Raw genomic sequence first — 25652 nt, 5'->3', positions numbered from 1 at the left:
TTTTCCCGTTAGTTCCATAAAGAATGTTCCGAACCACCATATAAATGCTATATCAAAAATACTACGAACCACATACACGCAATACCGAAATTCATTAAAATCCGCCTCTGATTTTCCTTTTTTAAAAAACTTTCAAATGCATCTATTATTGAACCAATTCCTAATAAAAGATATATATTTTTTATGAAATTAAAATCATTAATTATAGATAAAATTAAAATTAAGCCCATTGCTATTATCATTAAATATCTAATCAGTATAAATGGTTTAGTACTTTCTCTTTTTTCAAAAAACAATCCCATTACATATTTCAACTTATTTGACACTAAATTTCCCCCATAAACCACAAAAAATGAATTTAATAAACTATACCATAAAACATACGGTTCTTCTTCGAGCCTAGTTCCATAAGAAAAAGCTGCCTTAAAGACAGCTCCGATCTTCAGCTAACGCACCGTTTGGTTCATTAAGTTTTATTGTAATAATGCAGTAAGGATTAATGCAAAAGATGAAAAGTTTAATTTTTCTCATCCTTTCAATTAAATCAATAATACTATTGTAAATTCGCTTGATCAATAATCTTATACTGTCCTGACCTGATAATTCCATAAGAAAAACAGCTGACAATTTCAATAATATGAGATTTTTTAGAAAAACTTGGAATTTAAGTTGTTGTATATTAAGATAGTATATGATGAATATTTTCCATATATAGGAGGAGACATATGAAAAAGAAAATTCTACATACGGTACTTTCGATTGCAGTAGGAGCAGGGATACTATCCGTTGGTGGTGTTCCTGCCCAAGCTAAGAGTCAAAATCAGGAGATGAATGACACATACACAATAGCTTTTAAAAGTGGATTACCAGAGAATTATCAAGAGGTAATACGGAAAGCTGGTGGTAAAGTAATTAAAGTTCTTCCCGAAGTTGGAGGAATAGAAGCTCAATCTGATGAGCCTTCTTTTCTTAAAAACCTAAAAAGTAATTCTTCAATAGAAGCTGCAAACAGAGAAATTCCCTTAACCTTAAACAAAACAGCAGTCAGCCCTTATAACTATGAGTCTAGTATCATCAGCCAGCAAAATTCAGAGAGTTATTGGGACTCCCAATGGGATATACAAAGGGTGACCAACGGCGGGAAATCATATGATTTAGAAACAGGCGGATATAAAAATAAAGATGGCAGTATTACTCATAAAGCAGTGGTGGGAGTGATTGATACTGGAATTGATGAGTCTCATCCTGACTTAAAGAATAATATAATAGGTGGACGTAATCTTGTTCCTGCTGGAATGGATGAATCTGAAACAGGTGATCCTACTGATATAAAAGATCGAAATGGGCACGGTACTCACGTTGCCGGGATCATTGGAGCAAATGGTAAAGTAAACGGAGTAGGACCAGATTTAGGTATCCGATCCTATCGCGTATTATACTCAGAACAAGCCCTTGGGTTACCAACTTGGATTATAGATGGAATTATTGCAGCAACAAATGACAAGGTAGATGTTATTAATATGTCTCTTCGGTTCTATAATAATACCAAAATGACAATTGAGGGAGAAAGTTATAAATCAGTCGCTGAAACGTTACTTTGGAAGAGAGCCATTCAATATGCAGTAAAGAATGGAGTAACTGTAGTAGCCGGCAGTGGTAATGAAAGTTTAAATTTAGATGACAAGAAGGAAGTAAACGAATTTTTAAATAAAATGTATGAACCATATGGAATGAGCGTGAAAGGGCCTGCAACTGTGGTTCCAGCACAAATGCCAGGAGTTATTAATGTGTCTGCCTCCACAAAATGGTCCACCCAACAGCTTGCTTTCTACTCTAATTATGGAAACAGTGCCATTGACGTGGCAGCACCTGGAGGAGATTACGGGCCTAAATATGCAGAAACCAATGATCCTGCGGCAGCTGATCCTAGTAACTTAATCCTAAGTACTTGGCCTACCTATTTAGGTACTTCATATGAGTTTAATGCTGGCACTTCTATGGCCACTCCTCAAGTAGCTGGAATTGCAGGAGTTATTAAGGCAGCTCATCCGGAGTATAAACCTGCCCAAGTAACAGCACGTATTAAGCAAACAGCTCTTGACTATGGAAAGAATGGACAAGATGCTTTATTTGGTTCAGGAGAAGCAAATGCTTATAGAGCATTAGAAAATATAAAGAAGTAGCTTATGTTTCTAAATAAAATGAAATATTAAAAGTACTAGGAAAGATCTTGATTAGAATCTGCAACACGAACAGTAATTGGGAAAAATATATTCATAACAAATAAAGGCTTCTTTGCGCACCAAAAAAACGATATGCCCTAAATATAAAAAAACAGAAGCACATAAAATGCGTGACGCCATATTCTAATTAACACAACTCACCAGTTAAATTTCATCCCTACTTAATTGTTGGGATTTTTTTGTTTTATCTTCATTACAATTTTTAGTCCACGTACAAAAACATTTTCCAATTTGTGTTATGGAACGATCCTGCCCGATCGTTCCATAAGAAAAAGCTGCCTTAAAGACAGCTCTGATCTAAAGCTAACGCATCGGTTAGTTTAAGTGCAACCCTAAACATACAACTATATTTGAAGAGCGAAGGAGACATTATCCTTCTTCTTCCTTAATAAATAAGAGAGAGTTTTCATGCAATAGAATCTATAAAATCCTCTCTAATAAATCCCCCACTTTTTCTGCCATTTGCTCTGGTGGATAAGGCATGCCATTTTTTAGCCACCATTCCACTACACCTACGTAAGCATTTGCAACAAATTCGACAACTATATCTTCGCTTTGACCAAAATTTTTTCCTTTTGTTATATCGACGTCTTTTTTGAACTCTTCGATATTATGCTGAACAAACCGGCTGCGAAAGTACGGAGCTCCTTCACTCGCCAACATCGTCGAAAAAAATAAATAATTACTTTCAAGATATTCCATGCAGTGTACAGTCGATTCAATCCAATCCATTTCAGCTTCCGACTCACAAAGGTTAACCATGTTATTGATATGTTCTTCTATGATCTTATCCAATAGATCAAATTTATCCAAGTAATGAAGATAAACAGTTGCACGGTTAATATTTGCCCTGTCAGCAATATCCTGAATGGTAATGCTATCGAAATTTTTTTCTGACATCAATTCAAGAAATGCTTTTTTAATTGCATCTTGAGTTCTAACAATTCTTCTATCCACTTTTGCCATGTTATTAACACCATACTTTCCCTGAGATAGTCGACAATTTTTGTTGATTTGTTGTTTAAACATCAAAACTGCTTAAATTAACGATTTATATGCCTTGTTTTGTTTATATTTATATTTTAAATTATAGACAGATGTCGAGAAAACATCAATTGTAGTTTTATTTTACATGAAAGGATGAAACGAAATGACAATTGAAAACAAAGTAGTTATAATCACTGGCGCTTCTTCTGGAATTGGTGAAGCAACTGCAAAATTATTGGCCAGTAAAGGTGCTAAAGTTGTTTTGGGCGCTCGTCGCGAAGACAAATTAAAAGCATTGACTGAGGAAATTCAAAAAGCTGGCGGACAAGCAGCTTATCGCGTCACAGATGTTGTTAATCCAGATGATAGTCAGCAGCTAGTTCAACAAGCTAAAGACACTTTTGGTGGTGTCGATGTAATCTTCTTGAACGCTGGAATAATGCCTAATTCACCGCTTTCCGAATTAAAAACTGACGAATGGAACAGTATGGTTGACGTTAATATTAAAGGTGTATTGAATGGTATCGCAGCAGTATTGCCAACATTCACATCGCAAAAGTCTGGACATATCATCACTACTTCATCAGTAGCTGGGCTTAAAGCCTACCCAGGCGGTGCAGTTTATGGCGCAACAAAGTGGGCTGTTCGTGATTTAATGGAAGTTTTGCGTATGGAATCTGCCCAAGAAGGTACTAACATCCGCACAGCAACTATTTATCCAGCAGCGATCCACACCGAATTGTTGGATACGATTACTGATAAGAATATTTCAGAAGGTATGACTGCGTTGTATGAACAATATGGTATTGCACCTGATCGAGTTGCCAATATTGTGGCATTCGCTATCGATCAGCCAGAAGATACGAACATTAATGAGTTTACACTTGGACCAACAAGTCAACCTTGGTAATAATAACAAGATGAGATAAAACTAAGAGCTATTCATTTTCTAAAGCTTAGGCTGTCGAGTTGAACTCGACAGCTTGGCACATATACTTTGAAATTTATTCAGAGACAGAACAAAGTGGAATTCAAAAAATTATAGTTTAAAAGGGCTGGATATTAATGGAGAAAAAAGCTAAATGGATACTGTTATCGCTCATTGAAAAAGTTATTTAAATGATATAGGTAAAAGTCTTAAATAGCTCCCCTTTACACAACTATAAAATGACACTGTACTGAAAGAAGGAGATCCATTTTATGACTAAACGAAATAACTTGCTGATTTTCATATTGACCATAGGAGTTTTCGGCATCATAAACACCGAAATGGGAGTTATTGGGTTAATGCCTTCCATTTCCGATCACTTCAATGTCAGCATAGCAAAAGCAGGATTGCTTGTGAGTCTTTTTGCTCTTACTATTGCTGTATCTGGTCCTACGATGCCGTTATTATTTTCCGGAATAAATCGTAAGAAGGTCATGTTACTTGTATTAGGAGTTTTCGTTATTGGAAACATTGTATCCATATTTACATCTAATTTTACCATTCTATTAATTGCTCGTATTATTCCAGCCTTTTTTCATCCAATTTATTGTTCTTTGGCATTTACAGTAGCTGCTTCCTCAGTAAGTAAAGAAGAAGCTCCAAAAGCTGTTTCTAAAGTATTTATAGGAGTATCTGCAGGTATGGTAGCCGGCGTACCGATCGCAAATTTTATTGATAGTTCCGTTTCGTATGAAATGGCGATGGCATTCTTTGCTATTGTTAATGCTATTGTATTCATTGCTACATTGATTTTTGTACCATCTATGCCTGTTAAAGAAAGACTTTCTTATGGTACACAACTTTCCGTATTAAAAAAACCTATAATATGGCTTTCCATCGTGACTGTCATTTTATTAAACTCCGCTATATTTGGGGTTTATAGTTATTTTGCTGAATATCTGAAAATAGTAACGAATATGTCCCCGAATACCATAAGTTTAACGTTACTTGTCTTCGGTGGGGCCAGTATTATCGGAAACATTGTCGCAGGAAATTTACTTACTCATAATGCCATGAAGTCTGTAGTATCTTTTCCTTTGTTATTGGGTGCTGTTTACATCATTTTATTCTTCACAGGACAGTTTACCGTACCTATGGAAATTATAACTTTATTTTGGGGAATATTAGCTGGAGGAATAATGGCAAATATAAATCAATATTTGATTGCGTCTTCAGCTCCCGAAGCGCCTGATTTCGCCAATGGCTTATTTATATCATCCTGTAACGTAGGAACAACAATTGGTGCAGCTGCAGGCGGGTTATTTATATCAGAACTGGGTACACAATATGTCGTATTAGTAGGAATCCTATCATTGATACTAAGTTTGGTAACTATCTTACTTAGAAACTTCATGTTTACTCCTGCACAACAACTATCTAGATAAAAAGTAAATTTATAAGAGTTCTATGTTCATTATTGCTTTATTTTCCCTGCCCTTCTTTCTTTTATTAAATTTCTAGGGTGTAGAAAAATTCTACTCTGGCCCAAGATTAATAGCCGAAAAAAAGGAGGATATTTAATGTCTAAGAATATAAAAGTTACACTTGTCACTGGCGGGAACCGAGGAATTGGATATGAGCTGGTCAAACAATTGGCCATGAATGGTTTTAAGGTCATTTTGACATGCCGGGATCCAGAAATGGGTCATGATAGTACGCAAAAACTTAAGGAGTCAAATCTTGACGTGTCGTTTCTGGTTATGGATGTAGACAATCAAGAAAGCATCCATCAAGCTGCGGTAACTGTAAATGAGCAATATGGAAGAATAGACGTATTGATTAATAATGCTGGCGTGTATTTGGATGAGAATAAAGATTTAGTGTCTATGGACGCTTCCATCCTGGAGAAAACAATGGAAACCAATTTCTTTGGAGTTTACCATGTGATCCGTTCCTTTATTCCCCTCATGGAAAAGCAAGGATATGGGAGAATTATTAATGTTTCCTCAGAATACGGGGCGATGAGCGAAATGTCATATCCAGGAGTAGGCGCTTATAAAATGTCTAAATTTGCCCTGAATGGATTGACACGATTGGTAGCTGCAGAAATCAAAGGTGATATCAAAATAAATGCGGTCGATCCGGGATGGGTAAGTACAGATATGGGTGGATCATCTGCTCCAAGAACACCCAAGCAAGCAGCTGAGTCTATCCTGTGGTTAGCAACTATTGGACCTGAAGGACCTAATGGTGGTTTTTTTAGAGATGGAAAACGAATCGATTGGTAACATTACAAGTATAAACATATTATTCTTTGTTTAAGTGTCGTTGATACAATAAATACCTTCTTCGCTATGCTACCCCGTTAGTTGCATAAAGAAAAAGCTGCCCTAAAGACAGCTCCGGACTTGAGCTAACTCTATAGCTATATCATCAAGTTCATTGTTCGTTATATCAGGAATTATTCTTTGTACCAATTTATCTCTAATGTAGGCAATAATTTGTTCATTTAGAAAATGACCAAAAAAGATCTAGTACAAATGACTAGATTCTTTTTTTAATTTCTTCCCTTAATGATTCAATGATAGTACCTGATAAATTTGCTGGAAGAGATGAATTATCCTCAAAAACCCATGTATTAATTACTTCAAAATCATCTTTTTTAAAAGTAATGCTATAATCTTTATGTTTGTGAGTAAAATCAGCTGTAACCGATTCTTCACCATCAAACTCGTCATCAATAATCATATTTTTTATTTCATATGGCTTCACGATGTAATCTCCTTTTTATCATTCTTGTATATAGAATTGGCCTTATATGATTGTTTATTCATTTTTTTTATGCCAAATCAAAAACCGAAGGGGGATATTCAGGAGATGATCGCTTTACTACGGTGAAGAATGGAGATTTCAAGCTGTTGATAAAACCTGTCTTAATATAGGACTATTAATAGGCAAAAAAACTACGGTTTAGAGGAAAATCGGAGCATATGTAAAAAGAAGCAAGTTGCACTAGTAAATGTGCCCTCCTGGCAAAACAACATTAAAACAAGCGTTACTTACTGATCAAAGTAAATAACGCTTGTCTACCAATCCTTACCTAAGTAATGATTAGTGGGTACTTTTTCTTTTCTACAAAAAAACAAACTAATAATTGTTAACACTGGACTATCTAATGGCTTACTTAGGATTCCCCATCCTCACTATCAAAAAATGAATCAAATCCTCCATCAAAATCTTCTGCTGCTTCTTCAAACATTTCCCCAACATCAAAACCATCCATCATCTCAGTAAATAACATCGAACCTAAAACACCTACTGCTAATCCACCAACCATTCCAGGTATAGCGTTTCCTAATTGGGAAGCGCGACCATGATGATGGTTTGTGGAATAAGAGAACGGCTGTGTAAAAGCATAAGGCTGATCTATAGTTTCCGATATATACTTTCCAAGTAGTTTATGAAGATCGGCTTCATGCTCGAGAACATCCTGATTTAAATAAAACTCACGTTTTGCTTCAATTTCCTTATAGCCGCTTTTACAGTCAACTTCCATCCAGACCCGGATACCTGATTCTTCATTGGCAAACCTCATTTCAACTTCATTTACTTGTCCCATGAAATGTTGAGTGGGAAAAAAAGCGAATTCCTGTCCATATTGGTCGAGTTTACCCGAGTTTGCTGTCTCGCGGAAACCTAATTGAGACATTGCATTAAAAATGGATGAGATAGATTTCTGGGATTGGATGACCAGCCGGTCTACATCTTTACGATCAACTCCGCCCTCAATATCAAGATGTGTATCCAGATAGTATGAAACAGTTCCTCTTGAAATAGGTATATCCGTAGGCAGTACGTAATGAAACGGAATGACCTTACGCTCTTTGGGGTGAATACAATCTCGATTAGCTAATGGTATATGGGCAACTTCCTTAGAAACGCTTCCTTGTTTTAATACGACATTCATCATCAACCGGATAGTCAATTGATTGATTTTCTGTTCCACTTCACCACCTTGAATGACTACCTCCCCTTGGATGCTTTCTCCAGCTTGATAATTACGATTATCATATTGTAAATCTACACTTGCTGCGCCTTTTCCTAAGCTTGCTAATATTTTTTTGAACATGCTTCCTCTTCCCTTCGTAAAACCTCTATTAGTATTTATATGTAAAATGGGGCGTAATAAGAAAGAACAAGAAATCTATTTGGATTTCATGAGATTTCTTAATTATCCCTGATAGTATTACGTCGAAAAATGAAATTGGTTTCAAATGATTTTATCGCAGTAGGTGATCTACATATGATAATGGAGTACATTATCTTTGTTCAGAAGCTGGGGTGATGGACGATTGGACTTTACTTTTCATGAATTAGATGATGAACCAAAGGATGTTCCACTGACCGAATACAGCAAGTTAGGGTCACCCATTGAAAGACTGTTGTATAATGGATTGGTGATGAAGGGCTATTATTTACAAACATAAGTGAAATTTGGTTCTTATCGAATTAGCCTTTGATAAACCTTTTATCGATTGAATGTGGTGGAATGGTGTATCACTCTTCACCAGCGCAAAAAAGGGACATGTGAAAGAAAGTACTTATTTGAGGAACAAGGATATAAAGTGGGGCGACATTTTATAGATTATTGTTTATTTAGGTGAAATCCAGCAACTGTACGACGAAGCATATATAGAGAGGGTTTAATTTTCACTCAAAAAAATGCAAGGGGCTAGCTATTTTGAAATGGTCAAATTCCCGATTCCCCATTACTTTATAGCCATGGCCTCTAATTTATCCTCGCTGGTCAAACAAACCCCTTTTATCCCCTTTAATGCATGCGCTTACATTCAACTTCGGATAAACACCTCTCTATTTCTCATCAGATCCGATTTTAATTACCTTACTGGGCTAAAGGGATATTCCTATCCAAGATATATAGAAATAACCGACTTCCCTTATTACTTAATAGATATGAACCCATATTATAATTTCTGGATTAATGATTGTAATTCCTCTTGAAGGTTTCCTTTTGAAAGAGCAGAGTGCAGAATTTCGTGAACAGTATGTAAGGAAATTTGTAGTTTTTCTTCTCCTACTGTAGTTAAACGTGTGTAGATACCTCTACGATCATCTTCACATATATGCCTTTGTAATACGCCGCAGCTTTTTGCTTCCAGCCTGCCTACCAGCCTTGATATAGCACTTTGGCTTAATCCTACCATCTCCTGTAATTGTTGTAGCCTCAATTGTTTATCGCTTGTTTTCGATAAAAAGTAAAGAACGTAAAACTCTTTTAACGACAGGTTATGATTTTTTTGCAAAGCACTTTCCAGCTCATTCGTAATGCTCATTTGAATACTAGTAAGAGATAGCCAATTATCTAAGTACTTCTTTTCTTGGTTGTTTTTCATGCATTCCACCCTGTTCTATCCTATATAATTAAAATATGGCATTTAATTGATTTTCATAAGTGTTCTAAAATACTTCAAAACCGGAATTCGATGGTCAAGCTCATTTGAAAGAGTGCTTGCCATATCGGCCGTTCCATATATGTTATCCATATATGTTATATGGTTCTTCTCATTTTAGACGAGTTTCTTCTTTTTGTCTAAGTTTGAGTTATTCCATAAAAAAAACAGTCAAATGACTGCTTTTATTTAGCGCATTGTAACTGAACAGGATCCTATTTCATTTCCACCCCAGTTAAGTGAAAGCTTGTCTTGATCGGAAAGAGGACCGACGCCGCTTGGAGTACCGGTAAAAATGATATCTCCTTTTCCAAGCCCAAAATGCTCTGCTGTAAATTCTATAATGGTTTGCAAATCAAAAAGTAAGTCTTTAATATTTCCGACTTGTACACGCTCACCATTTTTTAAAAGGGAAAAATCTGATTGTTCACATTCTTCAACACCTGGAAACGGAATAAAATCACTTACAACTGCCGAATTTTTGAATCCTTTAGCCAAAAGCCAAGGATGCTGTTTTTGTTTTAACTGTGATTGAACATCTCTAAGTGTTAAATCCAACCCAATGGCCATGGCATCTACTATTTCATCTACTTTCATGCCTGACTCGTACTGTTTTGCGATATGTATGACAAGTTCAGTTTCAAAATGAACGGAACCCTGATTACTCGGCAACGTGATGGACTGTCCATTAGCTTCCACAAGCGAATGAGTCGGTTTTGAAAATAAAAAAGGGGAAGTTGGTATTTCATTATTCAACTCTTTTGCATGCAAGGCATAGTTTCGACCTACACAATAGATATTTTTAATGTCTTTCATTATTAAACTCACTCTCTTCTTAATAAATTTAATGCTTCGAAAAATAGATGTTTTAATAGTCTCCCAAATTACATTTTGTAAATAAAAAAAACTCTAATTTAAATACAGTTTATATTTTTCTGAGTTTTTATACAACCGTTATACTTATAATAAAGAAATCCAGCCCCACTTATTTTCCTGTTCGTAAAATAAGTGGGGCTGGATTTTTTAAACCTTTGATGGAACATACTATTTGTGGTGACTTCCCTTCTTTCTCCTTTATTTAGTTTTTAAACTTTGTTTTCTTAAAACACACAAAACACCGTCCTATTATTCGGGCGGTGTTCAAAATCGTTGTTTAAGTATTAATAGATGCCCTATTGATTACAATCGATAATTTGTAATTCGCATGCTTGTTTAAGTTCCCCAAAAATTCATCTAATGCTTCATTAGACGGAAATTTACATTCGAGAAGGTAACAACCATCTCCACTGATTTTGTAGTTATTTATTATGTATTGTTTCTGTGCTTTTAAGAACGTCAGATAAGGTTGATGATAAGTGCTTTGTATGATGATTGTAATAAAAGCATGTATGAAACATCCTAATTTAACTTGATTAACTTGAATGGTATACCCCTCAATCACTCCATTTTCCTCTAATTTAGCAACTCTAGATGCAGCTGCTTGACCAGTCAAATGGACTTTCTCCCCCAATTCTTTCATCGTGATTCGACTGTTTTTGGATAGTTCATTTAAGATACCCGCATCCGTATTATCTATCATTTATTCAAATCCTTTCAATTATCAAGTCAAATGGCCAAAAGACTTGATTTTATATATGTATTTGGTAATTGGCCATAGTATAAACTATATGCAGATCAAAGAAAAGGAGAGATAAAGATGAATGTAAAACAAATTAGAAATGCCACACTCGTTGTTGAATATGCAGGCAAAAAGTTTTTAATAGATCCGATGTTAGCTGAAAAAGGTACATACCCACCTTTCCCAAATTCATCAAGACAAGATCAATATAATCCTTTAGTTAGTTTACCAACATCAATAGAAAATATCATTCATGATATTGATGTCGTCATTGTCACTCACCTGCATTTAGACCACTTTGATGATGTGGCTAAAGAAGTATTGCCGAAAGATATCAAAATGTTTGTCCAAAACGAAGAAGATGCCACAGAAGTTGAAAAAGCTGGTTTCAAAAATGTTGAAGTATTACATGAAGATACTGCCCTTGAAGGCATTCAATTAATAAAAACAAAAGGCGAGCATGGAAGAGGAGAAATATTAAAACTTGCTGGTTTAGTATGTGGGGTGGTCTTCAAGCACTCAAATGAAAAAACGTTATATATAGCAGGAGATACGGTATGGTATGACGCAATCCAAGAAGTCATAGATTTACACAAACCTGACATCATTGTTGTAAACGGTGGAAATAATCAATTCTTTGAAGGCGGTTCTCTCGTCATGGGAAAAGAGGATATCTATGAAGTGTACAAGGCAGCCCCTAACGCAAAAATTATTGTAGTCCATATGGAAGCCGTCAACCACTGGGAATTATCAAGAGAAGAATTAAAACGCTTTATAGATGAAAAAGAAATTTCTTCTACTATTTCAGTACCAGATGATGGTGAATCTTACACATTATAATTGTTCGTTGTTGTAAGAGAGCTTCATGGGACCCTTTAATGGGTCTTTTTTAGTTTCTTCTTATATCTAAGTATTGATCTATTTTTTCATAATAGTGGAAAATCCTATAATCTCTCCCTTTCTATCATTGACACTACCCTACCAGCTATTTTCATTAAAAAGAAATTCATTAGGGATCACAAAAGTAACATTTTGAGCACAATATTTATTACGAAGGCACCGCTTTAACAACTGGCCGGCTAATTAAAACCGATTGTTGAAGTAAGTATTAATCCACATATAACCATTTAAAAAGAGCCAACAAATAGTTGGCCCTTTGATTTAAAAAGTAGAAGCTAAATCTTTTGATCGTGCTATTGCATTTTCTTTTATTTCTTGTGCTTTGTCAGGCATTGCTGCATGCCCTTCAACGAATATACCTTCAAAGGAAGGCACTCCGAAGAATTGCATAATGATATTTAGATAACGGTGACCCATTTCCAATTCAGCTGCCGGTCCTTCTGAATAAATACCGCCACGAGCTTGAATATGCAGGGCTTTCTTATCAGTTAAAAGACCAACTGGGCCTTGTTCGGTGTATTTGAATGATTTACCTGCAACAGCTACGGAATCAATATATGCTTTTAATACTGGCGGGAATGAAAAATTCCATAAAGGTGTTACAAATATATATTTATCGGCAGCTATAAATTGCTCACATAACTCTGAAAGTCGACTTACTTTTGCTTTCTCTTCCGACGAGAGTTCTTCAAAGCCCTTCCCAGATTGAAGTTTCCCCCAACCGCTGAAAACATCCACATCAATTTCAGGAATATTTTCTTTATAAAGGTCAATATTCACAATTTCATGACTAGGATTTACTTCTTTATACGTGTCAATAAATGCTTTTCCAACAGCCATACTGTAAGATTGTTTATCATCATGAGGATGAGCCGTGATGTACAATACCTTTGTCATTTTATATCTTCCCTTTCTTTTTAACATAATTAATCATTCTAGTTTGTCTAGGGAATTCAACATATATACAACTACTCGGGGCATTTTTATTTAAGGTATAAATCTTCTTTCAATTCGTGGGAAAGAGTGTGATTTTTGGATATGATAAAACAAGAATATCTGATTCATTTTAGGAGGCCTAAGGAAATGACGAATTCAATAAAATTTGATCTGCACACTCACCATCAACGCTGTGGACATGCTATCGGCACAATTGAGGACTATGTAAAGCAAGCCATTGAGTACGGGTTGCAATATATTGGGATTTCTGATCATTCTCCATATTTCTACAGCGAAGACGACCATCTCTACCCAACTATTGCAATGGCAAAAAGTGAACTTGTCCCCTATATTGAAGAAGTACTTCGCTTAAAAGAGAAATATGAAGGTAACATTCATGTGTTATTAGGAATGGAAAGTGATTTTTTCCCTGATCACATTGAAGTCTACCGTAATCAATATCTTTTACACCCTTTTGACTACATAATTGGATCTGTTCATTATGTTCAAGACATTAGCATTTTTAAAAGAGGGCGTTGGAATGGTTTGACCTCTAAAGAACAGTCAAGAATAAAGGATGAATACTATGATTTAATCCAGAAATCTGCCAAAAGCGGAGTGTTTCAAATCTTAGGCCATATTGATGCAATGAAAGGGTTTTATCCAGCCTTTTCATCCATTGAAACAGACAGTATTGAAAAAACGTTAAAAATCATTAGTCAAGAAGATATCGCCATTGAAATCAATACCTCTGGTAAAACAAAAGATTGCGGCGGGTGGTACCCAGCAGATGACATTTTAGAACGAGCTCTTTTCTATAATGTGAAGGTAACATTTGGATCAGATTCACATACACCTGAGCGTATTTGCGATGAATTTGAACAAGTTCAAAAAAGACTAAAGGAAATTGGCTTTTCTGAGTGGGCTTACTTTGTTAACAAGCAAAGGATTCTCACACCACTTTGATCTTCTTAGCCAATAGGAATAGAACTTGTCCAATCGCTTGAGTATCCAGTAACTATGTGTATCGTAGGAATGGATGTTCAACCCTTTTGCTACTAAGAAGGGCGATGCACAAAAAATTCGTGTACAGGTATCGGTTATGATCCTGCTTCGAATCTCATTACACCCCCTCATCTGATCAAAGAATCGGTACCAATCTTTTTTATGAACATAAAATAATCATTAAGCATTCTGTAATAAAAATTTCAGCGCGATTGCTTACAAGTTCTTACCCGTTCATTTCAACTAATCCCAGTCATCATCATATTTTTTTAGCATAAAATCAAAATATTTAGGGAATTATTAACTTACCATTCGTTAATCTTATAAAAAGGAGTTGATTTGGGTATGATTGATAACCCATTGCAAAAAGAGAATGACGAAAATTCTGTAGAGTCAGTTGAACGTAAGGATGTTTTCAACTCTTCAATAGGGCGATCCGAAGCCCCTCCAATAACTCCGTCAAAAGATCCTGAATTCGATCTTTTTGGCACAGTATTAAACGGGTATCTTTGACTTATACTTCCTTATTCAATATACCTTCATCAGAACATGTGAATGATATTAAAGCATTAGACTTCAAGACCTACAACATTATAAATCCCTATAAAAAGGCACATATTAGTCACGTCTAATATGTGCTCTCCTTATATTAAATTCAAGTGCCCTTTTCTCGATTTAGGCTAGTGTACCTAAATAATAATAATTCATTGGCCTCTTCGGTTAGTCTATCTCACCTGGTTCTTCACCTGGAATTAACACTTCTCCAATTTTATCAATTGAGTCAAAAGCTGTATTAACCAGTAAGGACCTTGTTATTGGCATATCAAAATCAATATCTTTTTTAGCCTTGAGCCTAATGGTGGCTAATGTATTTTTACCCTCTAATGTTTGTTGAGATCCTTTATGGGAAAATGCCGCCATAATCCGTTGCTCTGTATTTCCTATACCTGCAAGTATTGAGTAATTTAACATACCTTTAGTTACATTGGTTGGTTGAACAATACTTGAATCACATGTACCATCTGGTTGGCATTCCTTGACCAATTCATACTTATTCGGATCTAACTTCAGCTCTAAATTAAAGGCATTGATATCCTTTAATCCGACTCCAATTATTTCCACTGAAAATTCTTCTCCTGCCTTTAACTGTTGTTTATTAGGTCTAATATCTAGTAAACCAGCAATTGGCCTACCAGTTGGTATAAGTGGTGTTTTTCCTAGTTGTCCTGCTACATACATTAAATCATAAGCATCTATTACCCCATTGTAATTAATATCAACCTTTGATACTTGATCCCATGCTGTATCTGTTGTATCAACACCCATGTAGCTAGCAAAGAATAGTAAATCTTCATCATCAAGTGCACCATTTGGTATATTTTCACCTACAACCGTTCCTACTGTTTTATCTTTTTTATATGGTCTAAATTCTTGAGCGGAACCAAATTTTCCTACAGCATCAGTAATTGTCAACTTGATGTATCTAGCTGTCACGTTATCGTCAAAGGAAATGGTTTTAACATCTTTATTTCTTTCAAATGTTCCATTAGTGACAATATTTTTATATGCTTTACCATCTAAACTGACATCTAAATTATATTTTAAGATAGTTCCATTTCCAGCATCAGGTCTAGGAAGATACTCTAACTTATCTAATTGGAAAGCTAACTTCATATCAATTTCATAGGTATGAGGCAATACATTGCCATTAGACCATTCAGTATGCCATAAAGTATTATCGTCACCATCTACAGCTTTAGACCCTTCACTGCCCGGTTGTTCACTACTTGCTTTTGCTGTCATATTCTTAGGTACGTTTCGATACCGATCAAGCTTTGTTCTAGCCTTAACTTCATCACTCCAATTTGATACTCCCTTTGAGTTTGCTGCCCTAACTCTGTAAGAATATTCTGTATCAGCTGTTAATCCTGAATGAATATAGAAAGGTACTTGTTCACTATCGGTTGCCTTAAACACATTTGTATAGATTACACCATTAATCAATAAATCATAAGTATTCTTACCATCAACTTCATCCCAATTTAATTTGATACTTTTATCCGTAATATTTTCATCTGTTGCTCCCAGGCCTGTCGGAACATTTGGTACAGCTTCATCCACTACATCCTTAACTTGGGTATTATTGAAACCTTCTACCATCAATTTAATGGCATTAGCTGAAACATTGGTTTTCTGAACCTTAACATAAAGTTTAGGTGATGTAGTTATCTTCGTTTTTTCAAATTCTGAACCCTTTGTGGAATATTTATTAAAGGATGGATTTTCATTAAAGAAATACACATTATCAGAACTTTTGTATTCTTCTTCAGTTGTGACTTTTCTTAATACAACATCTTTACCTCCAACTTTAACAGATACTTTCTTTGGATTTTTACGTGTATTTACAATGAATTCTGTACCTCTATTCCTAACTATGCCAGTATATCCTTTTCCTTTTGCCTTCCCAACAGTAATAACAGCCCTTTCACCTTTAACATCTGAGGTGATATTGGTTCTAGTGTTTTTATCCTTTTTATATTCATTGGTTTTCCCATCATCTTCATATAATGTGAATTTTGATTTACCAGATGGGTATACGTCAAATATTCTATTATCAGAGCCATCCAATTGATTAATAGAATTGTTTTCAGGAGACATTGGAATAATAGCACCAGCCTTAACAAATACAGGGGTCTTCCATAATGGAGCACTAACATTATTGATGACTGAACCACCCTTGTACTGATCACCTGAAAAATAATCGATCCAAGTTTGTTTCTCATCAGGAAGATAAATTCCGTTTCTTACACCGGCTGTATGATCATTTTCATTATATACTGGTGCCACTAATAAATTGGGTCCCCACATATATTGATATTGTGTTTCTGTACCATACGTATATGGATCATTAGGATATTCTAACATCATCCCTCTAATCATAGGCATGGATTTTGATGTTGATTCTTCTGCAATCGTATATATATACGGCATCATTTGCGCTTTCAATTTTAGATACATTCTATTAATGGAAGCATATGGTTCACCATAATTCCAAGGATTTTTCGATTTACTATAATCGTCACCTGAAGATGCCCATCCATCCATATCTATTTGAATAGGAGTGAATGCCTTCCATTGGTAATCTCGTGTCTGGATGACTTTATCTCCCCCAAATATACCATCCATATCCGAACCTACATTTGGATTTCCTGATAAGCCTGCTCCAATGTAAGTTGGGATATGCATTCTTATATATTCCCAATCTCCGCCATATTGGTCACCAGACCATAATGATGCATAACGTTGCGTACCTGCCCATCCATCAAGAGAAATTACGAAAGGACGTGCTCCTTGAGAGTTTTCAGCTTTTTGTATTCCTTCTGCCGCTTGACGTGTTGCATTTAAAGCCATAGAATATCCTTGTCCAACCCATGCAACATCAGTCTTTATTGCTCTTACACCAGCTTGAACTTCTCCGTCAAGGTCTCTGCGTAAAGGGCTATCCTCTGGTAAACTAGGATCTGGATATAGATTACTTTGTGTCCATAAGCCTACCTCAACATCTTTCGCATTAGCTTCTTCGACAAAACTCTTTAGATTGTCTATTCCGCCATAACCGCAACCATACCCATCATTTGGTAAAAACCAACCTAGAGGCATATCATTATTACCATATTCATTTAGATTATTTAGTCCATTATTTAATAGTGTTCTTTGGTCCTTATGACCATTATGAGTTCCATTAAAACAATCCGCCTTCCCTAAATAAAACCCATATTTCGGCATAAGAGCAGCTTTACCGGTTAATTCAGTATATTCACCAATGATTTCTGGAATCGAATCTTCTACAAAATAATAAGCATCAAATCTTTTTTCATTATGAGAAAAGCTGGCTGTCTTAGAAAAATTATAAACTCCTGGCTTAAACGTATTACGCATCACACCATATCCTTCAGTACTTAAATAAAATGGAACTGGACTAGAAGCAGCACCTGCATCCCATCCACCACCAATCGCAATATTTATTGAAGTGTTTCGATGTGAATAGTATCCATTTTGTTGTCCGCCACCATAAAAATATTCATTATCTTTCGTTGCAAGAGTTTGTAATGTTTTTTCATCATTATATTTAAGCGGCTCTTTTTCACTCCAAAGAACTTTGGATTTAGTTTTATCATATAAGCTCATCTTTGAAGTTGCTATTTCAATTCTTAACTCTAAAGATTTTGTAGAAATCTTATAAAAATTAGCATCGTTTTTATTAACCTTGATATTTATTTTTCCGTATTCTTTATTGTAATCGCTCACATTTTTGTCAATTATCCTTGTGACGTGATCAGGTTTATTCGGAGTCGGATATTCTGGAAAGTCTCCTGCTGGGTCCAAGTGCAATCTAAATAAGTTATCCTTAAGGAAACTTATTTTTATTTTTTCACCTGTTGAAAAATCAAGATATACATCATTTCCGTCTTTTATGATTTTCGTTACTTTGCCAATTTTTTTAAACGTTTCATTAGCTGCAGTCGAACTATTTACGCTAATATCGTCCGAGGCCTTACCTGTTAAAGGAACTATTATTAACCCTATAATGACTATTAAAAACAAGCTTGCGATTTTTTTATAATTATTAATATTCTTCATTTTTCTTTTCAACAAAATATACCTCCCTTACAAATATTAATTAATCTCTTATGTTTTGCTTTTTTACGACTAACTGCTAAACCTTCAAAGTCAGGTTCGGTAATGGTCCATTTCCGGTGAAAAACTAGAAACCAACAAAAAAGGTATTACCCCACGAACATTTAATAATAGTATCTTATTAAATATTTACCATAATGGTAGTCATTGCTTGTTAAATCTCCCCCCCATTAAAATCCAGTCGCTGCAATACCTTCTTCCGGTTAAACCGCAGCGTATTTTTTAATAGCATCTTCTTCATTTCAACTTCTTCTATACCTCACTACACCATCAACAGCTGTGGCTTGAACATCTAACTTCTCATTCAGGACTACGTAATCAGCTATTTTCCCGCTTGATAGGCTACCGAACTTCTTATCTTTTCCTATGCTTGCTGCTGGTGATAATGAAGCACTGTGCCATATTTTGTACAGCGGTTCACTGCTCCAACTTTTTAAATTTTTCACGCCATCTATTAGTTTCAAAGTGCTGCCAGCCAATGATCCTGTTTCTGTGCGAGCTATGCCATCTTTCATTACAACAGTGAATTCACCTAGTTGATATTCTCCATCAGGCATTAACCCTGCACGCATACAGTCCGTAATTAGTACAAGCTTGTCCCCTTTAACGCGTAATGCCAATGTTGCAATGTCAGGATGTACATGAAAACCATCACAAATTAATTCAGCAAATGTGTTAGGATTCATTAATGCCGCTCCTACCGCACCTGGGTTACGATGATGTAATCCTGACATGCCATTAAATAAATGGACAAAGGTTTGGGCACCCGCATTAATAGCCCTCTTACAGCAATCATGACTTGCGGCCGTATGTGCTATGCAGACAAATACACCTTCTTTACTAACATTACTAATAAACTCTAATGTGTTGTCCCGTTCAGGAGCCAGGGCAATTTTTACAATAGTTCCTTCTGAAAGCCTCTTATATTCTTGAAATTCCTCATAATCTGGATCCCGAAAATAAATGGAATTTTGTGCCCCTTTATGTTGTTCAGAAAAATAGGGGCCTTCCAAAAAAATACCTTCTGATTGTGCACCAGGCAGTCCTTGTCTGACCGCTTCCGTTATCGCTACAATAGCTTGATTCAAATCTCTTTTAGACGATGTCAATGTTGTTGGTAAGAAACGCGTAACACCAAGTTGTAAAATTGCTTTAGAGATTTCCTGAACTGCTTCCGTAGTTCCGTCCATTATGTCATAACCTTTGATTCCATGAATATGAGTGTCAAATAAACCCGGCGCAATTATATATCCGCTCCAATCGACCACATCGGAATCTGAGGGAACCGTTTCTGAAAATCCACCAAATAATCCATTACTTACTTGCAAATATCCACCTAGCTTTTCTTCATTCTCCATTAAATATCGTTCTGCTTTGATATAATATTTCACTTTGTATCCGCTTCCTTTTTTACATTTATATTCCGGCTACATCCTCTTCTATTTGTTTCTGTATTTTTTTAAATTCCATTATATTTTCTTTACCATCTTTTAGCATTTTTTCGATAAATGCTTCAAGGCTGAGTTCTCGGTGAAATAGTCCGCTCAACAACATAGGTAAGTTTGTTCCAGCTATTACTCGAATATTATCTTTACATGATGCAATTGTAGAGCACACATTAAATGGAGTTCCACCCGCCAAGTCTGTAAAACATACAACTCCTGCTCCTGTTTCTACATTGTCAATAGCTTTTGAAACAGCTTGCTCTAATATTGATACATCTTCTTCAAACGGAATAACCTCTACTTGCTTTACCTCTCCCGCAATTAACTGAACCGACTCCAACATTCCAGTTGGAAAAGAACCATGTCCTGTCAGCACAATTCCAATCATATATTTCATCCTCTCTTTTCAGTAGTTTGTGTTAAGATATTAAAATTATAAAATATTAAAGTATGATCCTATTAAACCGACTACGACTGTTAGGCCAATTAACATTAACGGAGAACGCCCCTTTTTAAGTAACCAGTACATTAGTATCGTATATACTAACGGCAGCATTGCTGGCATGATCATATCTAATACATCTGTTTGGATATTTAATTTTGCTTCTCCAGATTTCCAAACATATTCAACTTTAAATGCAACATAAGTGGCAATTAATCCACCAACAACTGTCAAACCTACAATTGATGCAGCACGGGAAACGAATTTTGTACCATCCTTTAATTTCACAATTGCTTTAACACCTGTTTTATATCCATAGTTCATTAATCCGAATCTGACACCAAAGTGAATAATATTAAATGAGATTAAAAATACGATTGGTCCAAGGGGGTTCCCCTCTACCGCTAATGAAGCACCAATACCCGCTGTAATCGGTAGTAAAGTAAGGTAAAACAATGCATCCCCTATACCACCAAGTGGCCCCATCATTGCAACACGAATGCCACGAATAGCCTCTCTATCTTCTTTCTTTTGTTCCATTGCTAAAATCACACCCATAATAAATGTTACTAAAAACGGATGTGTATTAAAGAATTCCATATGGTCTTTCATTGATTTACTTAAATCTTTTTTATTTTTATGGATATGCCTTAGACCTGGTAAAATGGAGTAAAGCCATCCAGCCGACTGCATACGTTCGTAGTTGAAAGATGCTTGTAATAGTAAAGAGCGCCATACTAAGTTTCGTAATTGCTTTTGTTGTAAATCCTGAGCTTCAGTTACATCTTCATATTTATTAGATGCCATCAGTGATTTCCTCCTCACTAGGCTGAAATTTATCTGGACCTTGCTTTTCTTTGTTTTGGTAAAAATCATACAATGCGATTGCCAAACCAATTAATGCAATTGCCAGAATTGGCATTTTTAAATAAGCTGCTGCAACAAACCCTATAATAAAGAACATGATATATTCGACTTTCATCATAATTTTCAATAACATTGCAAATCCAATTGCTGGCATAATCCCTCCAGCAATGGACAATCCTCCAATAATCCATTGTGGCACTGTTTCAACAAACCCTGATGCTTTTTCTGCTCCAAAGTAAATGGGTAAAAACGCAATAACTGCATAGAATGTAAACAGAATTAACAAGCCTAAATAGTTTATCCGTTCAATACCTTTATAATTTGCTTCTAGTGCATATTGATCGGCTTTGTGCATCATTGGTGCAAATACTGTGAAAAATAAGGTAATTAACCCTTGTACAGCTACAGCAAACGGAATGGCCACCCCAACTGCAACTTTTGGGTCCTGACCAGCGATAATACCAAAAGCTGTCCCAATTACTCCTCCTATAACAACATTCGGCGGTTGTGCACCAGCAAGTGGCACCATCCCCATCCAAATTAACTCCAAAGTTCCTCCAACTATCAAACCAGTCTGAACATCCCCTAAAATTAGACCAACTACAAGCCCCGTAACGACCGGACGGTGAATATGGGTTAATCCATTAAATAGATCGACACCGATAATCCCTGCCCATAAAGCAATTAATAATGCTTCAAATAACATAGGTTATCCCCCCAATGAATTTACGTTCGTCCATTATTTTTTTAAAATAAATCTAATATATTTAGTCCCTTTTCGCTTGGCACTCTTCTTAAATCTAACTTCACACCTAATTCGCCCAGACGTTTAAAAGCAGCGATATCTTTTTCATCAACAGATACAGTAGATGAAATCTGTTTTTTCCCTTCTTCATAATGCATATTTCCAATATTCAACTGATCCATTGGGACCCCGCCTTCCTTTAGCGCCAATGCATCGTGCACATCTTTAACAACTAAGAATATTTTTTGACGAGGAGAGGCTTTATGAATGACGTCAATCGTTTTTTGTAATGAAAAATAGCGTGATTGAATAACATCAGGCAATACCATATCCATTAAATTTTGTTGAATTTCATCTGTGGATACCTTGTCGTTCGCAACGACAATTAAGTTTGCCCCCAAATGATTGACCCATGTAACCCCCACTTGTCCATGTATTAAACGATTATCAATTCTGGTTAATAAAATATTAGGAGCTGACATTAAGCTTCTTCCTCTCATAAATGGAATTTTTTTCAACATTTTAAGTTTATTTGGAGAAAACCGATTTGCCTTGACTTTTTCTTAGGTAGTGCTTTAAGGAAATAATACAAAACAGCGCAATGTGAAAATCACTTTGAAAATGTATAGGTTCCTCATAATCTCTTTGTATAAGTAACCCGTGGCATAAATAATTCATTTAAAATTGATTTCGGACCATTACGAAAGCCTAGTGATGAACCATGAATCGTGACAACTTGACCAGCATTTAGTTCAAGCATCTTCAATGCTGCTTCGTATGTAAGCTGCCCTAGTATATGCCCAGTCCTAAATAATACGAGCTAAGGCAAAGTCTAAAATTTCCTCAATACTGCCTGTTATAGAATCGATAAAACGCCCAGCGGTACAAAAAATTATCCTTATCTTCCGAAAGCGTTTCCACAGAAACTAAATAAAAGTCAGCCAATGAAAAAGAAAGGCTGGGTGGTGCAGACCCCGGATTTTGTTGAGGTTTTCATAAAAAACTGTTTAACTGAATAAGGAATGGTTGCCAGACCGTTCACAATTTTGCTTGAATAAATTTCTTTTTCATCAAAATTACCTTCTATAATCCCTGAGCACACGCAGTTTCAATCATTTCCTTGAGTAACTCAGGGATTTCACGGTAAGCCCTTCTGGCAGCTTCCACTTCGTCAATCTACATGCAGACAACAGGGTTTGATTTGAGGGCATTGGACCTTACCACTCAATTAATTGTTGAACCAGTGATGAATCACTTTTTTCACCTCTAATTCCTGTCTTCATTAAACGTCACGATGCTTAAATCGAAGTATTATTGTACTTTCTCGAACCAGGAACTGGCTGTCTCTTTTAATACTACATTCAGTTCTTCAATATTTCTTTTACCTGTATCTTGTAACCAGGCACGTCCTGCTTGTTCTCCACTTTTAGCAAATGATGCCACACCATCTTTCCAGGTTGCCCGGCCGCATAACACACCATTAAAGGTTGAACCGGATTTTTTGGCAAATTTCAATGTTTCTTGGAAAAGTTTTGCACTTACTCCTGCACTTAAGAAGATAAACGGCAGTTCTGTTGCTTCACTCTGTTCATTGAAAAGAAAGGCAGCTTCTTCTTTACTGTAAACAATTTCGCCTTCTGCATAACCTTCCACAAAGTTCATATCTACCGGAACTTCAACTTTCAACACATCAACTTGATATTGAGGTTTGGAGAACTCCTTCATGGCCCTTATCACTTTATTCGGTTTCACTTTTGCGTACTCTTTACTTTTCACATCATTATTTCCAGCATCATAAGTGACAATTTCCAAGAAAAATGGAAGATCTTCAGACGCACACTCGGATCCAACACGTTCCATATAGACATGCTTATAGTTATTGATTTTCTCTTCTTCATCTACATCATAATAAAGTAAGAATTTGATAGCATCAGCACCGGACTCCTTTAGACGTTTTACTGAATATTCAGGTAATAAATCAGGCAACCGGCCCACTTCTGACGCATCGTAACCGGTTTTTTCATAGGCCACTAATAAACCTGCGTTCTTATCACGGACCTTTGCTGCCGGCAGACCATATTCTGGGTCCAAAAGAATAGCGGTTGCAAACGGTGTTAATTCCTTAGAAACCAATTCTTTAAAACGGATAATACCTTCGTCTACCACTTGATTTGCTTCGCCAGACGCAATCATTTTTTTCAATGAGCCACGTTGATCGATGGCTAATGCTCCAATCACGCCATTTTCATCTGATAAACGTTTAAGAGCTTCTAACTTATTTTTGGTGAAATCTAACATTTGCATTCTCCTATCAATCTATTTTTTCAACTTTTACTAAATCAAAGTACTGTTTAAATTTGTTTAAATTAATAAAACCGGTTACGGCTTCCATTGTATTTAACATTCCTGTGGTCATAGCCGTTTTCAGTACAGACTCCACCGTTTGATTTCGGTTCAATGCCACAGCTAACCCAGCAATGGTCGCATCTCCGGAACCTACAGGATTGACCACATCTATTTTTGGAATCGTAACCTGATAATAATCGTCCCCTTGCCTGACAAAGGCACCTTTATCACCCATGGACACAACAATCCACTCAATACCCTTAAAAATGTCATGGTTTAACGTTTGTTTCAAATCGATGATTCCAGCTTCAGCTTCGAAGCCAAACAGCTGAGACAATTCCGCAGCATTAGGCTTGATGGCAAATGGTTTTTTCTCATGTTTCAAGACTTGTTTTAAAGCTTCCCCTGACGTATCAACAACCACAGGCTTTCCCTTATTAGAACAGATTTCAACCATTTTAAGATAAAAGTGAGTTGGTAACCCTTTCGGTAAACTTCCTGAAATCGTAACAAGTGAAGCAGTTGTGAGCAGACATTCGAATTTTTCTAAAAAAGCTTTCCCTTCTTCTTTGGATAACGTCGGTCCAGATTCTAATATTTCTGTTTGCTTTCCCTCATGAAGAATGGCGATACAATTTCGTGATTCTTTTTTGATTCTTAAAAAGTCATTAGGAATATTGCTTTCATTTAATTCCTGAACAATGTAATCACCAATCGTTCCGCCTAACACACCTGTCGACAAGACCTCTTCTTCCAATTGTGCGATCACTCGGGCAACATTCAAGCCCTTTCCACCAGCCGTTTTTCGTACCGTTTCCACCCGATTGACAACATCAATCTTGAATCGATCAACCGGATAAGAAATATCGACCGATGGATTCATTGTTACAGCTAAAATCATCGTAATCACTCTTTCTAGTTGTTGTTTAGGCTTAATAACAACAAACACATTTCATATAAGTCGGATTAAATCAAGCTCAGGATTAACCACATTAAAGTCTGCAATTTTCCCATATTCGTT

Annotated in this window: 24 protein-coding genes; 8 read left to right on the top strand and 16 right to left on the bottom strand. The window is 36.0% G+C overall.

The features are described 5' to 3' along the window. Nucleotides 1–47: 47 nt before the first annotated feature. Nucleotides 48–326, bottom strand: a complete 279-nt coding sequence (locus MPH60_RS07535) for a hypothetical protein (protein ID WP_241590320.1) — start codon at nucleotides 324–326, stop codon at nucleotides 48–50. Nucleotides 327–725: 399 nt separating this feature from the next. On the opposite strand from MPH60_RS07535, the gene MPH60_RS07530 reads away from it, so the two are divergent. Continuing rightward, entirely contained in the window at nucleotides 726–2183 is a 1458-nt protein-coding gene (locus MPH60_RS07530; RefSeq protein WP_241590319.1) for a S8 family serine peptidase, read from the top strand. 480 nt (nucleotides 2184–2663) lie between these two features. On the opposite strand, the gene MPH60_RS07525 is transcribed toward MPH60_RS07530, so the two are convergent. Further along, entirely contained in the window at nucleotides 2664–3209 is a 546-nt protein-coding gene (locus MPH60_RS07525; protein WP_241590400.1) for a TetR/AcrR family transcriptional regulator, read from the bottom strand. A gap of 184 nt (nucleotides 3210–3393) precedes the next feature. Here MPH60_RS07525 and MPH60_RS07520 point away from each other — a divergent pair, with 184 nt between their 5' ends. The 3 genes from MPH60_RS07520 to MPH60_RS07510 all read left to right on the top strand — a co-directional run bounded on the left by MPH60_RS07520 (nucleotide 3394) and on the right by MPH60_RS07510 (nucleotide 6446). After that, nucleotides 3394–4140: an SDR family oxidoreductase gene (locus MPH60_RS07520; RefSeq protein WP_241590318.1), complete on the top strand. Its 747-nt coding sequence runs from the start codon at nucleotides 3394–3396 to the stop codon at nucleotides 4138–4140. Nucleotides 4141–4430: 290 nt separating this feature from the next. Further along, nucleotides 4431–5603 carry an MFS transporter gene (locus MPH60_RS07515; RefSeq protein ID WP_241590317.1) on the top strand — a complete coding sequence of 391 codons (1173 nt, stop codon included), beginning with the start codon at nucleotides 4431–4433 and terminating at the stop codon, nucleotides 5601–5603. A 135-nt stretch (nucleotides 5604–5738) separates the two neighbouring features. After that, nucleotides 5739–6446 (top strand): SDR family oxidoreductase, encoded by a 708-nt coding sequence (locus MPH60_RS07510; protein WP_241590316.1) that lies wholly within the window; start codon nucleotides 5739–5741, stop codon nucleotides 6444–6446. Nucleotides 6447–6702: 256 nt separating this feature from the next. Here MPH60_RS07510 and MPH60_RS07505 read toward each other — a convergent pair whose 3' ends face one another. Both MPH60_RS07505 and MPH60_RS07500 read right to left on the bottom strand, forming a co-directional pair. Continuing rightward, entirely contained in the window at nucleotides 6703–6930 is a 228-nt protein-coding gene (locus tag MPH60_RS07505) for a hypothetical protein (RefSeq protein ID WP_241590315.1), read from the bottom strand. Between the two features lie 412 nt (nucleotides 6931–7342). Then, a complete protein-coding gene (locus MPH60_RS07500; RefSeq protein WP_241590314.1) occupies nucleotides 7343–8287 on the bottom strand; it encodes a sporulation protein in 945 nt (314 codons plus the stop codon). A 196-nt stretch (nucleotides 8288–8483) separates the two neighbouring features. Between MPH60_RS07500 and MPH60_RS07495 the strand changes: the two genes are divergently transcribed. Beyond that, nucleotides 8484–8645 (top strand): hypothetical protein, encoded by a 162-nt coding sequence (locus MPH60_RS07495; protein ID WP_241590313.1) that lies wholly within the window; start codon nucleotides 8484–8486, stop codon nucleotides 8643–8645. Between the two features lie 498 nt (nucleotides 8646–9143). Here the strand turns inward: MPH60_RS07495 and MPH60_RS07490 are convergent, their stop codons facing one another. From MPH60_RS07490 to MPH60_RS07480, 3 genes are all read right to left on the bottom strand, one after another. Beyond that, nucleotides 9144–9572: a MarR family winged helix-turn-helix transcriptional regulator gene (locus MPH60_RS07490; RefSeq protein ID WP_241590312.1), complete on the bottom strand. Its 429-nt coding sequence runs from the start codon at nucleotides 9570–9572 to the stop codon at nucleotides 9144–9146. A gap of 246 nt (nucleotides 9573–9818) precedes the next feature. Continuing rightward, a complete protein-coding gene (locus MPH60_RS07485; protein ID WP_241590311.1) occupies nucleotides 9819–10445 on the bottom strand; it encodes a fumarylacetoacetate hydrolase family protein in 627 nt (208 codons plus the stop codon). Nucleotides 10446–10782: 337 nt separating this feature from the next. Continuing rightward, on the bottom strand, nucleotides 10783–11208 hold the full coding sequence (locus MPH60_RS07480; protein WP_241590310.1) for an Lrp/AsnC family transcriptional regulator: 426 nt from the start codon (nucleotides 11206–11208) through the stop codon (nucleotides 10783–10785). A gap of 117 nt (nucleotides 11209–11325) precedes the next feature. On the opposite strand from MPH60_RS07480, the gene MPH60_RS07475 reads away from it, so the two are divergent. Beyond that, the gene (locus tag MPH60_RS07475; RefSeq protein WP_241590309.1) at nucleotides 11326–12087 is read left to right on the top strand and encodes an MBL fold metallo-hydrolase; all 762 of its coding nucleotides are present in this window, start codon (nucleotides 11326–11328) and stop codon (nucleotides 12085–12087) included. A gap of 321 nt (nucleotides 12088–12408) precedes the next feature. Here the strand turns inward: MPH60_RS07475 and MPH60_RS07470 are convergent, their stop codons facing one another. Beyond that, nucleotides 12409–13044: an FMN-dependent NADH-azoreductase gene (locus tag MPH60_RS07470; protein ID WP_241590308.1), complete on the bottom strand. Its 636-nt coding sequence runs from the start codon at nucleotides 13042–13044 to the stop codon at nucleotides 12409–12411. Between the two features lie 186 nt (nucleotides 13045–13230). Between MPH60_RS07470 and MPH60_RS07465 the strand changes: the two genes are divergently transcribed. Both MPH60_RS07465 and MPH60_RS07460 read left to right on the top strand, forming a co-directional pair. Continuing rightward, nucleotides 13231–14049 (top strand): histidinol-phosphatase, encoded by an 819-nt coding sequence (locus MPH60_RS07465; protein WP_241590399.1) that lies wholly within the window; start codon nucleotides 13231–13233, stop codon nucleotides 14047–14049. A 384-nt stretch (nucleotides 14050–14433) separates the two neighbouring features. Continuing rightward, entirely contained in the window at nucleotides 14434–14601 is a 168-nt protein-coding gene (locus MPH60_RS07460) for a hypothetical protein (RefSeq protein ID WP_241590307.1), read from the top strand. A 207-nt stretch (nucleotides 14602–14808) separates the two neighbouring features. Here MPH60_RS07460 and MPH60_RS07455 read toward each other — a convergent pair whose 3' ends face one another. From MPH60_RS07455 to lacC, 8 genes are all read right to left on the bottom strand, one after another. Next, nucleotides 14809–18741, bottom strand: coding sequence for a TIM-barrel domain-containing protein (locus tag MPH60_RS07455; RefSeq protein WP_241590306.1), 3933 nt, complete (start codon nucleotides 18739–18741; stop codon nucleotides 14809–14811). Nucleotides 18742–19028: 287 nt separating this feature from the next. Beyond that, nucleotides 19029–20177 carry an N-acetylglucosamine-6-phosphate deacetylase gene (nagA, locus tag MPH60_RS07450; RefSeq protein ID WP_241590305.1) on the bottom strand — a complete coding sequence of 383 codons (1149 nt, stop codon included), beginning with the start codon at nucleotides 20175–20177 and terminating at the stop codon, nucleotides 19029–19031. A 25-nt stretch (nucleotides 20178–20202) separates the two neighbouring features. Then, nucleotides 20203–20619, bottom strand: coding sequence for a PTS sugar transporter subunit IIA (locus MPH60_RS07445; RefSeq protein ID WP_241590304.1), 417 nt, complete (start codon nucleotides 20617–20619; stop codon nucleotides 20203–20205). A 45-nt stretch (nucleotides 20620–20664) separates the two neighbouring features. Further along, a complete protein-coding gene (locus MPH60_RS07440) occupies nucleotides 20665–21480 on the bottom strand; it encodes a PTS system mannose/fructose/sorbose family transporter subunit IID (protein ID WP_241590303.1) in 816 nt (271 codons plus the stop codon). Then, nucleotides 21470–22246: a PTS N-acetylgalactosamine transporter subunit IIC gene (gene agaW / locus MPH60_RS07435; protein WP_241590302.1), complete on the bottom strand. Its 777-nt coding sequence runs from the start codon at nucleotides 22244–22246 to the stop codon at nucleotides 21470–21472. The genes MPH60_RS07440 and agaW overlap by 11 nt, the downstream gene beginning before the upstream one ends. A 41-nt stretch (nucleotides 22247–22287) precedes the next feature. Then, nucleotides 22288–22767 (bottom strand): PTS N-acetylgalactosamine transporter subunit IIB, encoded by a 480-nt coding sequence (gene agaV / locus MPH60_RS07430; RefSeq protein ID WP_241590301.1) that lies wholly within the window; start codon nucleotides 22765–22767, stop codon nucleotides 22288–22290. A gap of 829 nt (nucleotides 22768–23596) precedes the next feature. Continuing rightward, on the bottom strand, nucleotides 23597–24583 hold the full coding sequence (gene lacD, locus MPH60_RS07425; RefSeq protein WP_241590300.1) for a tagatose-bisphosphate aldolase: 987 nt from the start codon (nucleotides 24581–24583) through the stop codon (nucleotides 23597–23599). Between the two features lie 13 nt (nucleotides 24584–24596). Next, nucleotides 24597–25532, bottom strand: a complete 936-nt coding sequence (gene lacC, locus MPH60_RS07420) for a tagatose-6-phosphate kinase (protein WP_241590299.1) — start codon at nucleotides 25530–25532, stop codon at nucleotides 24597–24599. Nucleotides 25533–25652: the final 120 nt, after the last annotated feature.

Origin of the sequence: Peribacillus sp. Aquil_B1 (genome assembly GCF_022603275.1) — a bacterium.
Lineage (GTDB): Bacteria > Bacillota > Bacilli > Bacillales > DSM-1321 > Peribacillus.
This window is presented reverse-complemented; position numbering and strand designations above follow the sequence as displayed.

Bases quoted from the DNA above. Each gene is read 5' to 3' on its own strand.
- MPH60_RS07530 (WP_241590319.1), top strand. From the start codon at position 726: ATGAAAAAGAAAATTCTACATACGGTACTTTCGATTGCAGTAGGAGCA.
- MPH60_RS07525 (WP_241590400.1), bottom strand. From the start codon at position 3,209: ATGGCAAAAGTGGATAGAAGAATTGTTAGAACTCAAGATGCAATTAAA.
- MPH60_RS07520 (WP_241590318.1), top strand. From the start codon at position 3,394: ATGACAATTGAAAACAAAGTAGTTATAATCACTGGCGCTTCTTCTGGA.
- MPH60_RS07515 (WP_241590317.1), top strand. From the start codon at position 4,431: ATGACTAAACGAAATAACTTGCTGATTTTCATATTGACCATAGGAGTT.
- MPH60_RS07510 (WP_241590316.1), top strand. From the start codon at position 5,739: ATGTCTAAGAATATAAAAGTTACACTTGTCACTGGCGGGAACCGAGGA.
- MPH60_RS07500 (WP_241590314.1), bottom strand. From the start codon at position 8,287: ATGTTCAAAAAAATATTAGCAAGCTTAGGAAAAGGCGCAGCAAGTGTA.
- MPH60_RS07490 (WP_241590312.1), bottom strand. From the start codon at position 9,572: ATGAAAAACAACCAAGAAAAGAAGTACTTAGATAATTGGCTATCTCTT.
- MPH60_RS07485 (WP_241590311.1), bottom strand. From the start codon at position 10,445: ATGAAAGACATTAAAAATATCTATTGTGTAGGTCGAAACTATGCCTTG.
- MPH60_RS07480 (WP_241590310.1), bottom strand. From the start codon at position 11,208: ATGATAGATAATACGGATGCGGGTATCTTAAATGAACTATCCAAAAAC.
- MPH60_RS07475 (WP_241590309.1), top strand. From the start codon at position 11,326: ATGAATGTAAAACAAATTAGAAATGCCACACTCGTTGTTGAATATGCA.
- MPH60_RS07470 (WP_241590308.1), bottom strand. From the start codon at position 13,044: ATGACAAAGGTATTGTACATCACGGCTCATCCTCATGATGATAAACAA.
- MPH60_RS07465 (WP_241590399.1), top strand. From the start codon at position 13,231: ATGACGAATTCAATAAAATTTGATCTGCACACTCACCATCAACGCTGT.
- MPH60_RS07460 (WP_241590307.1), top strand. From the start codon at position 14,434: ATGATTGATAACCCATTGCAAAAAGAGAATGACGAAAATTCTGTAGAG.
- MPH60_RS07445 (WP_241590304.1), bottom strand. From the start codon at position 20,619: ATGATTGGAATTGTGCTGACAGGACATGGTTCTTTTCCAACTGGAATG.
- MPH60_RS07440 (WP_241590303.1), bottom strand. From the start codon at position 21,480: ATGGCATCTAATAAATATGAAGATGTAACTGAAGCTCAGGATTTACAA.
- agaW (WP_241590302.1), bottom strand. From the start codon at position 22,246: ATGTTATTTGAAGCATTATTAATTGCTTTATGGGCAGGGATTATCGGT.
- agaV (WP_241590301.1), bottom strand. From the start codon at position 22,767: ATGTCAGCTCCTAATATTTTATTAACCAGAATTGATAATCGTTTAATA.
- lacD (WP_241590300.1), bottom strand. From the start codon at position 24,583: ATGTTAGATTTCACCAAAAATAAGTTAGAAGCTCTTAAACGTTTATCA.
- lacC (WP_241590299.1), bottom strand. From the start codon at position 25,532: ATGATTTTAGCTGTAACAATGAATCCATCGGTCGATATTTCTTATCCG.